Consider the following 14,719-nt stretch of genomic DNA (forward strand, 5'->3'; position numbering starts at 1 on the left):
AAGGGAGAGAGAACATGATTTCTTCATTAGTGGGACTGGGTGCATCGCTATTAGCTCCCAAAATATTTTCATATATTAATGATCAAAAGGTTGAAGTTGTTCACGCGATGCCAGGAAGGGTTCGGCTCAAATGCGATCAATGGAAGAATGAAATTGTTGCTAAACATCTGGAAACAACATTTGAACAGCTTGAAATCGTTAAGCATGTTAGTGCTTCACCGATTACTGGAAGTCTACTAATTGAGTTTGTAGTACCTGCTCTTAGTCCTCAAGAATTTGATGAACTTCTAAAACTAGCTGTCAACACCTCGGTAAATGCTTTTCCTTATGTAGATGCTCAACTGATGAAAACCATGAAAAATACCGTATCGACAGTTGATGGACTAATAAAGAAAAGAACATCTGGAAAAGCAGATGTTGATTCTCTGCTTTCTTTATTTTTATTAATTTTTGGCATTTCAGGTTTTTCTGCTAATCCCGCTTTCTCAAGCAGTCTATTATATTGGTCCTATACGATTATTACGAAAGAGAAAGGAAAAAACCATGTACCTTAAGCTATCATTAATCCATTCCATTCCTGGAAGAACACGACTAAATATAGGGACAGAATTGGAAAAGGGCAAGGAAATCGAAGCTTTATTTCGGGCTATTCCTTCCGTTTATTCAGCCTCCTATACGGTTGAAACTGGATCATTGCTGCTATACCATGATGACCAATATTTATGGAAAGATATCGATCGAACACTTTCTATAGTTCCCACCCCGTCTGCAAGTGCGCAAAGTGAGGTACAGGAAAAATCGAAATTCCCAATCATTGAAGTTCTTGTGTCCTTAAGTGCATTTGTGTTTGAAATGGTTAAAGTATCACCCGCTTCCATTCAAGGAATTAATAATCTTGCAAGACCATCATCAATTGCAGTTTTATTATCATCATATAAAATTCTAAGAAATGGGATTTCCGCAATTTTTACTAATAGCCGCCCGAATGCAGACACTCTGACCTCTGCAGCATTGCTTGCATCAATTGTGAAAGGAAACCCAAAATCAGCACTGATTATTTATTTAATGTCCACCATAAGTGAATGGCTTACAGAGTTTACAGCTTACAAAACAAGAAATTACGTAAAAGAAATGTTAAATGTTAACGTTGATTCTGTATGGAAAGTAGATGAATCAGGTAACGAAGTAAAGGTTCCTATTGAACAAGTGAAAGCTGGCGATCATGTAGCTGTGTTTCAAGGAGAGAAGGTAGTTGTTGATGGCACGATACTTGACGGGATTGCAACAATTGATGAATCATCGATTACCGGTGAATACATTCCCAAAGAACTGACGAATGGTGATCGCGTTTATGCTGGGAGTGTTGCTATAGAAGGAAGTATAAGGATTCTTGTAGAAAAAGCTGGGGACGATACAGCGATTTCCCGAATGATTCATCTTATAGAAGAGGCACAAACAAAGCAAGCCCCTATTCAATCGATAGCCAATCGTCTGTCCGAAAAGCTGGTTCCTGTTTCTTTTATTCTAGCAGGCTTAATTTATCTCATAACAAGAGATTGGAATAAAGTATTGAATATGCTAGTCATTGACTATGTTTGTGGTTTGAAGCTTTCTACGGCAACAGCCATTTCATCCTCCATTGGTGTTGCCGCCAAAAACGGCATTCTATTAAAAGGCGGTCAAACCATCGAAAAGCTTGCCCAAATTGACACAGTTATTCTCGATAAGACAGGAACGATCACAGAGGGAAGACCTAATGTGACAAAGGTTATTCCTTTATCAGAAATGACAGAGGATGAAGTATTGAGTATTGCCGCTTCGGCAGAAGAGCATTCTTCACACCCCATCGCCGAGGCCATTTGCAACAAAGCAAAAGAACGAAACCTATCCATTCCAATGCACGAAGAAATTGAAATGATTGTCGGAAGAGGAATCAAAGCGATTATTGAAAATAAACTTGTATTAGTTGGGAGTAAAGTATTTCTATCCAATTGGAATATTTCTTTAGAGCCTCTAAATAACATAAAAAGCCTAGTGAACCCTGATGAAAATATCGTTTATGTTTCTTATGATACTGAACTGATTGGAATTATTATACTAGAAGATCAGATCAGAGATGGGATGAAAAAAGCCATCAATCAGTTAAGAAGACACGGAGTAGACGAGGTGATTATGTTAACAGGGGATCGCTTCCACCCTGCCAAAAAAATTGCAGATGAACTTGGAATGGATGCATTTATAGCAGAGGCGCTTCCTGAAGACAAAGCAAATTTTGTCATGAACTATAAAAACAAAACCGATCATTTAATGATGGTTGGTGATGGTGTAAACGATGCTCCTGCTTTGGCCTATTCCAATGTCGGAATTACACTTGGGACAAAACGAACAGATATTGCGGTAGAGTCGGCCGATGTAATTATTACATCCGATGACCCGCTTGCCTTAGCAGAAGTAATAAAAATGTCTCAAAAAACCATGAAATTAATCTATCAAAACCTTGTTGTTACGATATTAGTAAACAGCGGGGCCATTCTTTTAGGGACGATCGGTTATATATCACCAGTCATTGGAGCTGCGATACATAACGCAGCAACAATCGCAGTTGTGTTAAATAGTGGAAAAATAATTCTATTAGGAGGAAAACGGAGTGGAAATAAAATATCGAATCGCTCACAGTATTCCTGGTAGACTACGATTAATCATCCCAGCGCTTTCCGATAAAAATGATTATTTGAATATTGAACACATGTTTTCCGCATTAAACGGAATCAAGAAAGTAAGAATTGAACCAATTATTCACTCAATGGTTATCGAGTATGAACCACATTCCATAAGCAGAAATGTGATTTTACGGTACATCTCCCTATTTTTTCGCCAAACACAGTTTGACCCCCTTGATCGCTTAATGGTGCAAGTAACACCTGATATAAGAAAGGACTTTCTTCGATCGCTAGGGGCAGGTTGTTTAATATTAATAGCTTATTTACGTAAAGGAATTAGTCCAGTACCAGATTTTTTTGACTATGCAGCCGTAATTTCCACAGCCTACACGGTTTTGTCCCATGGAGAAAACAAAATGAGACATCCAGATGTAATAACAGGAATTATAAGCATGTTCTCTTTAGGACCACAAAACATACTAAAGGTTGCTATGGTTACATGGGCAGTAAACGTTCTTGAAATTTTCAATGATATGAGAAGAAGTCAAAGACTTCTTTAAATATAAATTTAAATACTTAGGAGGAATTCTTATGGCTTTTAACAGAGATTTTTTAATGGGGTTTGTATCGGGTACTGTAGTTGGAGCCGTTGGTTATCGTTTATACGAACAAAACAATGGGCAGCTAAGAAGTTTAGTTCAAAACAATGTCCCAACCTTAAGTTTTCAGTCACCTAAAGCAGATCTTACAATCGAAGATTTAGTTAGTCAAAAAGAAAGATTAGAAGATTTAATTGCTGAGAAAAAAGCAACCGCTGTAAGATAAGCGAAGCAATACATAGAGCATCCTCTTAATGGTTGCTCTTTCTGGCTTAATAAAAAAGCACTGACTAGGAGATATTACAATCCTTGTCAGTGCTTTTTTACAACTCATTTGCCTTTGAAAATAAATCAAAATCACATCGACAGCTCCGTAAGAAAAATCATCGTTAATAAGCCAATGACAAAACAAAAAGTCGCTGATCGCTCATTTCCATCTCCGTGGCTTTCTGGAATTAACTCCTTATATACTACAAATAGCATAGCCCCTGCTGCAAAAGCTAATCCGTATGGAATCAAGGCCATGTATGAATCTGTAAGCTGTAAGCCAATAAAAGAAGCAAAAAGTTCAATAAAGCCTGTAAAAGCTGTATACATTAGAGCCTTTAGCTTTGGAACATGATTGGCAACTAAGAACAGGCAAACTAAAAAACCCTCTGGGATATTTTGCAAACCGATGGAAAACGAAACTAAAGACCCTAAATCCTCATACTGACTGGCATAGCTAATCCCTACCGAAAACCCCTCTGGAATATTATGTATAGCCATAGCAGCAATTAAAAGAAGCGGTCTTGCTTGATAAGATGAATGATTAACATGTTCTAGTTCAATATGCGGAAGACTCGCTTCTAAAAAGGTCAGTGTAACTGTCCCTAGTAAAATGCCAATCGTTAAAACAAACATATTCGAAAGCTTTAAGGTTGATGGAATGAGAGCATAAGTTGAAGCTGATACCATAATTCCTGCACTGAATGCTAATAAATTATCCTTCACACGATGTGATACATTGCTTAATAGCAATGCAGGCAATGCCCCCAAAATGGTACCAAAAGCACTCATAACGATCCCGAAATGAATTCCCACAACAAACCACCTTTTACAGAAGAGTATTAATGGATTATATGTACAAGTTCTGTAAAAAAGACTGGTATTTTAACAGAGGGATTTTGTGTTTGAAAATTCCCCACATCATATTCAAAAATTCTTTTGCCCTTTATTTGACTCAATGTTATTCCTCCCTCATATCTGTAGTTGAATATGTAGAGATAATAAACCACTTATATGAACTGAATATAAACTTTTATAAAATTTCAAACATAACCTGCCGTCGATTCTCTAATGCCTCTTATCCTATGAATAAAGTATTTTTTTAATAAAAAAGTGAAGCCTAATTGCGCTTCACTTTTAATGTCTAACATTTGACAAACAAATAGATTACCATGCTATTTCCCCACTATTTCTTTTATTGATATAGAAAATCATACCTTCAATGATTAGTACCACGAGCAAGGAAATCCCAAATAGTGGCATAACAACTCCTAATATCACCACGAAAACAATGAAGCTAAGTGTAATCTTGCTTGATACTTTTGGCGGTGCTGATAATGAACTCTCTTTTTTTCGAGATAACCACGTTTTAAATCCCCAAAAAATGACGAGTAAGAAAGAAAGACAAATAGCTAAGTTTAGTATTTTATTTGGCCAGCCAAATAAATGTCCTTCATGCAATGGAATTCCCCATGTAAACCATTTCGCTAGAATACCATATTGATCATAGCCTACTTTAGAAATTAATTTTCCGCTATATTGATCAAAATAAGTAGTAATTTCATCATATGGGCTAACATCTAGGCCAGTTACCCCTGTATTACTGCCTTTCGATACTGTGTATACACCGTCTTCAGTTGAAGGGTAAATAATTGAATATGGTTTAGAAATATGCTCCGACTCAATCTCTTTCATTAACTGTTGGACGCTTATGCTGTTGTCTGATATTCCTGGCATATTAGCCATATCTCCATGATGTGAGTGAGTTTGATCAGATGTTGGTGCTTCATTTTTACGAGTAGCCCAAGGAATCTCACTCATGTTTGAAGTTGGCGGCTGTTGTGATAATGTTGGGAATCCAATAGAAGGATGCTCTTGAGCCGCTGAATATATAAAATTACCCATAAATACTGACCAAGGCAAGCCGGTAAAAATAATAACAATCATAGGAATGGTAATAACCGTTCCCAATAATGCATGCCATTTTTTATTTTTTTGTCGCTTCGTCGGGTTCTGTTTTTTCTTCAATGCCCTTCCCTTGAGTGTCATATAAATACCAGAAAACATTAAGAAGATTGCCCAGCATGAGGCTAATTCAACTAAATAATTGACAAAAGTGCCACCTACAAATAGTTGACTATGAACTTCTCTCATGACATTTGAAAATGTATATTTCGCATTTTGACTGCCTATGATTTGATAGTTTTTATCTAAAAATACATATTTCTGGTCGCCATCATTATTTGTCATCGTTAAGCGAGTATTATACGGTTTATCCAGTACAATAACCTTCGAGACGGTATAGCCTTTGTAATGCTCAGTTGCTTTTTCAATCCCTTCATCGATCGTTAATTGTTCTGTTTTGTTACTTTTTCCAAAAAATAAATGATCGTATGCCTGATTTTCTACATTTGTATAAAATAGATAGCCAATCCCACTTAATGTTAACGTAATTAGCAGTGGTGTAATAAATAATGCTGCATAGAAATGCCAACGCCAAAAACGATTATAATTGCTTTTTTTCATTACGAAACCTCCAATTTGAGTCTAATGCAGTCGAATTATATAGTGTGTTGGATGTTGTGATTTCCCGATTTTACTTATGCGAATGGCAGCAGCCTGCATTATTCATATCAATCGTTATTGCCTGAATTGCTTCTGTAAAATTATATATTTTACCGCCAAATCCTAATTGGAATTGCTTAGCTTGTTTCATCGATTCAAAGGCAATCACTTGTGGTTGGCAACAATTTAAATCAATATCGGCATATAGGAGAAAGGTCGCTGTTTTCGCACTTATTGTTGTATCTTTTAAGAAATCACGGCAAATTATTTGTGAAACAGTATCTTCTATTGCTTGAAATCGAAGTAGACCACAATGAGGACAACATGTTTGTTCTACTTGTTGATTCTTTCTAATTAATTGCACAGACATTCTTGTCATAGAGTCTTTATGGCAATAGCAACATAGATTAGAAGAAATATAGTTTTGAGCAATAAGAGTAATACCATTTGATGTTTTATAGACTTTTTTCTGATCAATTAAAGGTTTTAAATCACGGTATACTGTCATTTCTGACACTTTAAATCTTTTACTGATATCTGAAACACGTAATGTTTCTTCTTGTTCTAACCATGTTAAAATTTGTTGCTGTCGTTCAACAGGTAACAATGTATCCCACCTCCAAGTTGCACTTGTTTGATTCTTTCTATCACTAAACATTAATAATATAGTATTTTTTTATAAAAAGAAGTCGTTTTGTGATAAAAAATGTGAAAAAATGTTGAACGATAACAAAACTAACAATAATTATTTATAACACTCAATTATGAGAAAAGAATGAAATATTATTGAAAATCCTAATTTAATTTTTCAATAATAAAGTGAATCTTCATTCAGTGGGGGTTTTTCGACGCACAGGTCGTGATAGTGCAGACGTTGTAACAGGACGTCACATATTTAATCTGTCTTCATCCCCAGTGAATGTTGAAACTAGGCTGAATAAATTTAATCGAAATATCGAAAAAAGCAGTGGGGCATGTTCCCCGCTGCTCTAGTTTTTTTCATGATCAAACATTAATAAGGAGGTGATAAACCTTTATTAACCAGTTTCGTAGGTGTTTTCTCACATATTCATAGTGATTTACATAAAGCTGATGATCTTCTTGAGTCCATCCAATACAAAAAGCGCTTTCCTATGATAGGAAAACGCAATAATGAAATAATTACTAAAATAGACAAAAAACCTACAAATGGAATTAATATTATTTGTTTAATCCTTAATTATTTTGCTCAAGGTAATGATAGACTGCCATCATCTCTCGTTTATTCAACTCACGAATACGATTGAAAATAGGAATTTCTTCAACAGCCTCAAGATTTGATCTATTATCAACAACATCACTTACTTTACCAGTTAACCATGTTTGTACGTCTATGCCGTCGACAATTTCCTTACGTCCTTCCTCATTGATGCCGCTTGCATAACAGCTAACACATGGAACTGATAATTTAAACACGCCATCATGGAGATTATCTTCGGAAATGACTTTTTTCCCTTTACAGAATGGACATGGATGACTTGCTTTAATTTTATTAATTTGGGTCACGATTTTCTTATAGCCAAACGCTTCATACACATACGTTAGTTTTTTGTATTTTCCATTGGTGAAATACTTATCAATAATGGTTTCTCTCGTTTCGTCAATACCGGCAAAATCACAAATTGTGATCCGATTTTTGCTGCTAATCTCTTCGATATTGCCTTTAATACTGCCCCAGAATGGTAAGACATTTTGTAAGACCATTTCAAAACCGACAAAGCTTGCTAATTCCAATTCAAACATTTTTAGCGCGACTTGTGTTTCCCTAGGAAGTAAGGATACATCTTCCGTAAGTACCATATCGCCGCCGACAATCGCTTTCAATTTTTCCAGTTCCGGTAACTTCCCTACAATTTTTATCACTTGATCGAGCGGTTTTCCGATAATTTCTCGAATATCCGTGTCTCCAAATGTAAGTTTTTTATGGTGGTTTAACACTGTTCCTTCACAAATCGGACAGGTAATCTTCTCTTTCGATTCTTTTATATGCTCTTTAATAATCGATTTGGAAATGACGATATACATCCCAATGATCTTATTAAAGCCATCCCATGTCCTCCGTGTCTTGCCTGCCTTATCATAGAATGATTTTTCCCAATACCCATATAAAAAGGTATGCTTTTCTGCTTCTGTCATTTCATTGTAGCTTTTAGTGATATCTTGTCCAAGTTCATTCTTAATTTCGTCGAAAAGGAATTGTAATTTCGGATATTGATAAACTTTTAATACTTTCATCACGTCTTCATGTAATAAGCCATCCCAGAATGGTACGGTTTTGTCTTTAATGACAACATCAAAATCAAATTTTTCAACAACCCGGCGACCTGAACAGTATGGGCAATGATTTTCTTGATGATAGAAATCAAAGCTTCTTGTATCTTTGTTAGTCGGATGAGCAGCTACAATATGGTTAATCAGGCCACCCATTTCATAAAGAAAACTATACTGACTGTACAAGTGTCTTTCAAGATCAATAGCGATGACAGGTGCGATAGTATCAGATTCATATTCACCATAAATCAAACGGGCCATTGATGATAAGCTTTTTAAAATGCCGCCTTTATAGATGTTTTCTGCATTTTTGAAGTAAGCAATATGGTTTTCTTTTAAGTAGTGAATACCATTTTGTGCCTTTAGAGTTGATGAAATAGGCGATGGAGCAGCAATTTCCTCCCTATTATTAAGACGATAATAATCATCATGACTGATCACATCAAGATGTCGTACAGGCTCAAGCTGTCTTTTACCAAAATCAATAATAAAATCAGAGCTTTCCAGCATATAGGCATTATGTTCAATCATGACGATGGAGACAGATTCATCCTGCAGAATGCCCCTGATACTATCAATAAATTGGTTTAATATATTTTGTGATAACCCTTTTGAAGGTTCATCAAAAATAAACAGCGTATGGGGATTTCTTGTGTTCGAAAACAGTTCTGAAACTAAATGAACACATTGAAATTCCCCCGTCGATAAGGACTGAGTTTTTCTTTCCAGCGTCAAATAACCAAGTCCCAATTTAATCAATAAGCTCAAGCGTTTATGAGCGATGTCTTCATTTGGCAGTTCATCAATAATATCTTCAATTGAGCGCTGAAAAATATCATCAATATCTTCACTATATTTTGTGAGCTTCTTTTTAATATCTAGAAATGTCGCAACAGTTGATCGGCTTGTAATCGATTGGTTTCGATCCTGACCTACCATGACCAGCTTATCTTTTGGATATCGATTTAGAAAATCTTTGGAGATACACTCATTAACTAGTGTTGATTTCCCACAGCCGGACTCACCTGTAAAGGTAACTAGTCTATTTTTAGGAATCTGAATTTCATCCATTTGAATATTACGGCAGTAAAGATCATGAAATTGATAGTATTCAGTTGGCACTTCCTGATTTCGATCCAATAAAACAGGCTTTGGACGAGGTGATTCTTCGACAATTTTTCCGCCGTATTTCCCGCTGCCAGGTCCAAAAAACAATTGCTCATCCGTAATATCGAGCACTGTGTCTGAATGATCAATAAGCCAAATTTGATTCTTGCATCCTAATTGTTTAATCTGCTCTAAAATTTTCACTAGAGTTTCGTGGTCAAGACCAACAGAGATTTCATCAATAATAATCACGGTATTTTCACTTGCTGCCATGAATTCCGCCAAGTAAAGCCGAGTTAATTCTCCGCCAGATAATGTTCCCATAATGCGATTTAATGTTAAGTAACCAATATTCATATTGATTATGTGTTTAAGAATAAGTTGTTTCGCTTCACTAATATGTAATTCCTCTGAAAGGGTAAGAATCGATTCAATGCTTAATTCATTGATATCGGAAATACTATGTGGTTTTTCAAACAATTCGATTGTGTGTTGCTCAACCTCTGGACTATAGCGCCTGCCCTCACACTTTTTACATTCAATATTTTTCGTCGTACCGCGTCCTTTACAAGCAGGACACCAGCCTAATTCATTATTAAAGGAGAAAACTTCTGGCGAAAGATGAAATTTTTCAGCTAGCCGCTCACGAATTTCTGTAAAAACGCCGGTATGGGTGCCAATCGTTGAACGCGGATTGGAAGAAATGGATGATCTCCCGAGAAAAAGGACTAATGGCATCTCTTCCATCTTGATGGCACTAAAATTCGTTTCCATTATATTAGGAAACAGATATTGATATTCAGCCTTTGGCAATAAAGAAACGAGGCGCTTCTTGGACTCTTCCCCAATCGTTTGACAAAACGTGGTTTTCCCAGATCCGGACAAACCAGCAATTCCGAGCGTCTGATCTTCCGGCAAAATGGCATCTAAACGGTTAATATTGTTGGCAATTAGTTGATTTATTTTCATCTATATCCTCTCCAATCCTTTATATCTAGTATTGCCATGTTAGCATAGCTTCAAATAAATTTGTAACAATATTTGTACTATAAAAGCAAACGGCTCAGTCTAATACCGAGCTGTTTGCTTTTCCTATACGTAAGCCTAATACTACAATTCAGATATTTGGCATTGAGTACCCCAGTCACCAATGCGTTTAACCCCCTTTTCTATTTTTCATTTCAAATATTAATATTTATATTGCTGTTGTAACAACAATAGTGTATGTCGCATAGCATAGACTATATAGTGTATATCATACAGTAGTATGTGAAACGAGGTGTATGATGAATAATTTACTGACTTCCTTATTGACGGAGCTTAGAAGAGGGACGTTGACATTAGCTGTACTAAGTCAATTGCGCACTCCACAATATGGATATTCACTTGTACAGATATTGGAAAATTCAAGTATTAACATTGATCAAAGCACCTTATATCCCCTGCTTCGCCGTTTAGAAAAACAAGGACTCGTTACGAGCAGCTGGGACACTTCTGAGAGTAGGCCACGAAAGTATTATGTTTTAAGTGAATTTGGATTAGAGATTTTTACACAATTAAAAAAAGAATGGCTACAAAATTCAAAAGAGCTCTATGAGTTGTTAAAAGGAGAGGAAAATGAATGAATCTGATTGATGTGTATATTCAGGAAGTGACTCGAAGACTCCCTGAGAAAAATCGTGAGGATATTGCACTTGAATTACGCTCAACCATTGAGGAGATGTTGCCTGATCATTATAGTGAAGAAGACGTAAAATCTGCTCTTCAAAAAATGGGTGACCCTGTTGTTCTAGCAAGCGGGTATCGAGATCAGCCAATGCATTTAATTGGCCCACGTTATTTTGATATATATGTTTCATTATTAAAAATGATTTTACCTATTGCAGCTGTGGTTGCTTTCATCTCAGTAATTGCCGAATATATAAGTGGCTTTAATGATGAAGAAGCAATTATTAATGTCGTTCTAGACATAATAGGATTTGGGATTTGGAGAATCATTGAAGTAGGGATTCAGACATTTTTCTGGTTTACGATTGTTTTGGCTGTTATTGAACGAGTTGATAAAGACAAAGATAGCCTGCCATTATCTGCAGCATTTAAAAAATGGACACCTGATGATTTAAAAAACATCTCTTATATTCCAAAGCAAAAAGCAATATCAAAATATGAAATGTTTTTCTGCTTAATGTGGACTGCCATATGGGCTACACTGTACTTCTATGCTAACCAATTAATCGGTATCTATGAAGGTGGAAAAGACGGATTAACACTTGCTGCACCTGCATTCAACCAAGAAATATTACTTCAATATTGGCCAATAGTTGCAGCTATAATAGTATTTGAGATTGCATTAACACTATATAAATTCATTAATGGTCAATGGACTAAAAGATTAGCAATTATAAATGCTATACATGAATTAATCGTAACTGTGACCCTCACCATTATTTTACTAACCCCTAACATACTGACTCCAGAATTTGTAGCTTACAAAGCCAGTTTTATATATTTTGATACATGGCTTATCGCCGTAATCATCATTATCTTTATTATTTTTGCAGTGATTAATGCCGTTAACGGTTTCCGTAAAGCTAGAACAACGGAAAAGGAATAATGAATATGGAGATTTGATTCTATTCAAAAAGAAAGCAGTCTGATCTCATATTTATAGAATCAAACTGCTTTCTTTATTTTTAATTTTTCTAAGAGGGGTGGTTACTTTATCTCTTTCTTTTCGAATTTCTCCATTTAATAATAAAGTAAATTAGAGCAAGAATGATGGCAATAATAATAGCCGGTGTCACATAGGGTTTAGCTACATTATTAATTTGGTCCCATTTCGAACCTAATTTCATTCCAAGGTAAAGGAATAAAATCGACCATGGAATAATCGCTAGAACTGTGTAAAAGCTAAATTTCGAAAATGACATTTTTGCAATACCTGCTGGAATGGAAATCGCATGTCTGACAACAGGAATAAAACGTGCAGTAAAAATAACACCCGAACCATATTTACTAAACCAATTTTGTGCGACATCAATATGGGAAGGCTTGATAAGGAGGTACTTCCCATATTTATCAAGAAAAGGTCTTCCTCCATATTTTCCGATCCAATAAAGAAACCATTGTGCAATAACACCGCCAATCGTACCTGCTACAACAGCCCCTGCAAATGATATTTTCCCTATTGAAACCAAGTATCCGCCATATGCTAATACGATCTCACTTGGAATGACCTCAACCATTAAACCTAATGCAATTCCTAAATATCCTAAATTAGAAAGCAAATCAAATATCGTTTGAATGAAATGTGACATAAAAGTTGAATCCTACCTATTCTCTTAAAAATTATAGCCTGTCCTTTGAAAGGAATACCACACTTACTCGTCAGGAATTTTATTACAGTTCACGTTACTTTTATTAGTAGGTTAATTTTAAATTATTTCTCCCAAATTTCAATCCATCTTCCTTCTGGATCAGAAATCCAAAGAAATGTTCCAAACTCACTTTTTTCAGGATTTTTTAGAAGGGGTATTCCAAGTTTTTCGAAATGTTCCATCCAAGCTTCGATATTTTCAACTTGAAAATTTAGCATCACACTTTGCTCAACTGGGAAATAATCACTATCTTCTTTAAAAAGAGAAAAAATCGTTTCATTATCAGTATCTGGTTTGATGACCGCACCATTCCAATCTTCCATCGAAATTCCTAGTGCTTCCTTATACCAATTTTTTAATGAAGCAACATCTCTTGATCTCCAAAAAACCCCACCGAAACCTTTAACTTTCAAAGTCTTACCCCCAATCAGTATATTTAATTTTGCAGTGTTTACTTGAATAAAAACGAAGTTGTTCGAAACATTCCTTAAAATTAGCACCCCATTATTTGGAATTCTTATTTATTATTTAGGAAGATTAAGCTGCCAAGACACCCCAAAACGATCATTTAGCCAGCCAAACTTCTTACTGAAACCATAATCGCCAATTGGCATAAGGGCTTCTCCATCAGCAATCAATTTTTGATAAAGATTGTCAATTTCCTCCTCTGTATCACAAGTAACATAGATTGAAAATGAAGGTGTGAAGGAAAACTGATGTTTTACATTACTGTCGATACACATAAATTCCTGACCTTTTAAGGTAAAATAAGCTTTCATCACTGTTCCTTCGTCACCAGCTTGATTAGCCCCATACCGAATAATATTAATAATTTGAGAATCCTCAATAAGAGAGGTATAGAAATTCATTGCTTCTTCCGCCTTGCCATCTTGAAACATTAAAAACGGTGTAATTTTTGACATTTTTATCCACCTTCCAATTAAATATGTACTAAATTTAATATAGTATATTTTGTCTATGAATTAAACTGCTCCTTTTACACAAGGAGAAAAGGTCATCCTAAAAACCTTTTTCCAACCTGTGGCCCCCTTTTAGTTCGGTAAGGGTTTAAAGGGCTTCAACCCTTCTTGGACCTCATACGAAGCCATTATTAACATCTTACATATTTTCGTTTGAAACCAACCCTCCCTCTATCAATTTCTTTTTGAATACTTTCATAAGCATTTAGGAAACTGCTTTTTTTCTTGTCTCGTTTGACTTCAACTATACCTACTTCCTTTGAAGTCTCAATCGCCTTTTCATGTAGCGGCAAATATGATATCCCCACAGTGTATAGAAAATTATTCATCGAGGATTTCGTTCGTTCTGGCGAATCATGAATCGTATTTTTCACCATATCAAGCATATGAGCAATCTTGCTCTCGGAAAATTCATTGTCTTTTCGATTTCCTAAAAGCCAGCAGTAGCAGCTCCAGCCAGCTGACATTCTCAGTTCATCACCGCTAGCAATCCATTTATCCGCAACATCTTGTGCAATATCCGACTCTGATAAAGTTACTGCCACTACATAATCGGACAGCATATAATAATAAGCTGCCTCTATCCAACGTTCAAAATCCGAGTCAGTCATGGCTTTTGGGTCTGCGATAATGCCAGCAAAGTACATCGCATCATAATTACCTGTTGCATAAAGCTCTTCTGCTAAAAGTTGATTTATTTTTATTTTCTTAGCAATTGGTTTCATCGCACCTGTAGCCACACCAAAGAGCGGCTCATGTGCACCATTAGATATGTACATTTTTTTCGTTCGTTCCTTGCCGAGGGCTTCAAGTTCTGCCATCACTGTTTCAAAATCCAAATTTTCGCACTTCCT

General features: G+C 35.8%; 14 protein-coding genes. 6 read left to right on the forward strand and 8 right to left on the reverse strand.

Annotated elements, in window-relative coordinates:
- Positions 1-14: 14 nt before the first annotated feature.
- From H0173_RS17985 to H0173_RS18000, 4 genes are read left to right on the forward strand one after another with little or no spacing between them, the layout of a single operon-like run.
- Positions 15-554, forward strand: coding sequence for an HMA2 domain-containing protein (locus H0173_RS17985; protein WP_221847939.1), 540 nt, complete (start codon positions 15-17; stop codon positions 552-554).
- Entirely contained in the window at positions 544-2,688 is a 2,145-nt protein-coding gene (locus H0173_RS17990) for a heavy metal translocating P-type ATPase (protein ID WP_221847941.1), read from the forward strand. Before H0173_RS17985 ends, H0173_RS17990 begins: the two co-directional genes overlap by 11 nt.
- Positions 2,648-3,220 (forward strand): HMA2 domain-containing protein, encoded by a 573-nt coding sequence (locus tag H0173_RS17995; RefSeq protein WP_221847943.1) that lies wholly within the window; start codon positions 2,648-2,650, stop codon positions 3,218-3,220. Before H0173_RS17990 ends, H0173_RS17995 begins: the two co-directional genes overlap by 41 nt.
- A 31-nt stretch (positions 3,221-3,251) precedes the next feature.
- Entirely contained in the window at positions 3,252-3,485 is a 234-nt protein-coding gene (locus tag H0173_RS18000; protein WP_221847945.1) for a hypothetical protein, read from the forward strand.
- Positions 3,486-3,616: 131 nt separating this feature from the next.
- Here H0173_RS18000 and H0173_RS18005 read toward each other — a convergent pair whose 3' ends face one another.
- The 4 genes from H0173_RS18005 to H0173_RS18020 form a co-directional block, all read right to left on the reverse strand.
- On the reverse strand, positions 3,617-4,318 hold the full coding sequence (locus tag H0173_RS18005; protein ID WP_221848107.1) for a ZIP family metal transporter: 702 nt from the start codon (positions 4,316-4,318) through the stop codon (positions 3,617-3,619).
- Positions 4,319-4,693: 375 nt separating this feature from the next.
- A complete protein-coding gene (locus H0173_RS18010; protein WP_221847947.1) occupies positions 4,694-6,052 on the reverse strand; it encodes a PepSY-associated TM helix domain-containing protein in 1,359 nt (452 codons plus the stop codon).
- A gap of 70 nt (positions 6,053-6,122) precedes the next feature.
- Positions 6,123-6,698: a DeoR family transcriptional regulator gene (locus H0173_RS18015; RefSeq protein WP_221847949.1), complete on the reverse strand. Its 576-nt coding sequence runs from the start codon at positions 6,696-6,698 to the stop codon at positions 6,123-6,125.
- A 608-nt stretch (positions 6,699-7,306) separates the two neighbouring features.
- Entirely contained in the window at positions 7,307-10,477 is a 3,171-nt protein-coding gene (locus H0173_RS18020) for an ATP-binding cassette domain-containing protein (protein WP_221847951.1), read from the reverse strand.
- Between the two features lie 317 nt (positions 10,478-10,794).
- On the opposite strand from H0173_RS18020, the gene H0173_RS18025 reads away from it, so the two are divergent.
- Positions 10,795-11,133, forward strand: a complete 339-nt coding sequence (locus tag H0173_RS18025) for a PadR family transcriptional regulator (RefSeq protein WP_221847953.1) — start codon at positions 10,795-10,797, stop codon at positions 11,131-11,133.
- The gene (locus H0173_RS18030) at positions 11,130-12,122 is read left to right on the forward strand and encodes an HAAS signaling domain-containing protein (RefSeq protein WP_221847955.1); all 993 of its coding nucleotides are present in this window, start codon (positions 11,130-11,132) and stop codon (positions 12,120-12,122) included. Before H0173_RS18025 ends, H0173_RS18030 begins: the two co-directional genes overlap by 4 nt.
- A gap of 106 nt (positions 12,123-12,228) precedes the next feature.
- On the opposite strand, the gene uptA is transcribed toward H0173_RS18030, so the two are convergent.
- The 4 genes from uptA to H0173_RS18050 all read right to left on the reverse strand — a co-directional run bounded on the left by uptA (position 12,229) and on the right by H0173_RS18050 (position 14,704).
- Complete coding sequence (uptA, locus tag H0173_RS18035) at positions 12,229-12,825, reverse strand: undecaprenyl phosphate transporter UptA (protein ID WP_221847957.1); 597 nt, start codon at positions 12,823-12,825, stop codon at positions 12,229-12,231.
- A gap of 122 nt (positions 12,826-12,947) precedes the next feature.
- Positions 12,948-13,298 (reverse strand): VOC family protein, encoded by a 351-nt coding sequence (locus H0173_RS18040; RefSeq protein WP_221847959.1) that lies wholly within the window; start codon positions 13,296-13,298, stop codon positions 12,948-12,950.
- A 111-nt stretch (positions 13,299-13,409) separates the two neighbouring features.
- A complete protein-coding gene (locus H0173_RS18045; protein ID WP_221847961.1) occupies positions 13,410-13,808 on the reverse strand; it encodes a VOC family protein in 399 nt (132 codons plus the stop codon).
- Positions 13,809-13,996: 188 nt separating this feature from the next.
- On the reverse strand, positions 13,997-14,704 hold the full coding sequence (locus tag H0173_RS18050) for a DNA alkylation repair protein (protein WP_221847963.1): 708 nt from the start codon (positions 14,702-14,704) through the stop codon (positions 13,997-13,999).
- Positions 14,705-14,719: the final 15 nt, after the last annotated feature.

Source organism: Bacillus sp. S/N-304-OC-R1 (genome assembly GCF_019749375.1).
Lineage (GTDB): Bacteria > Bacillota > Bacilli > Bacillales > Cytobacillaceae > Cytobacillus.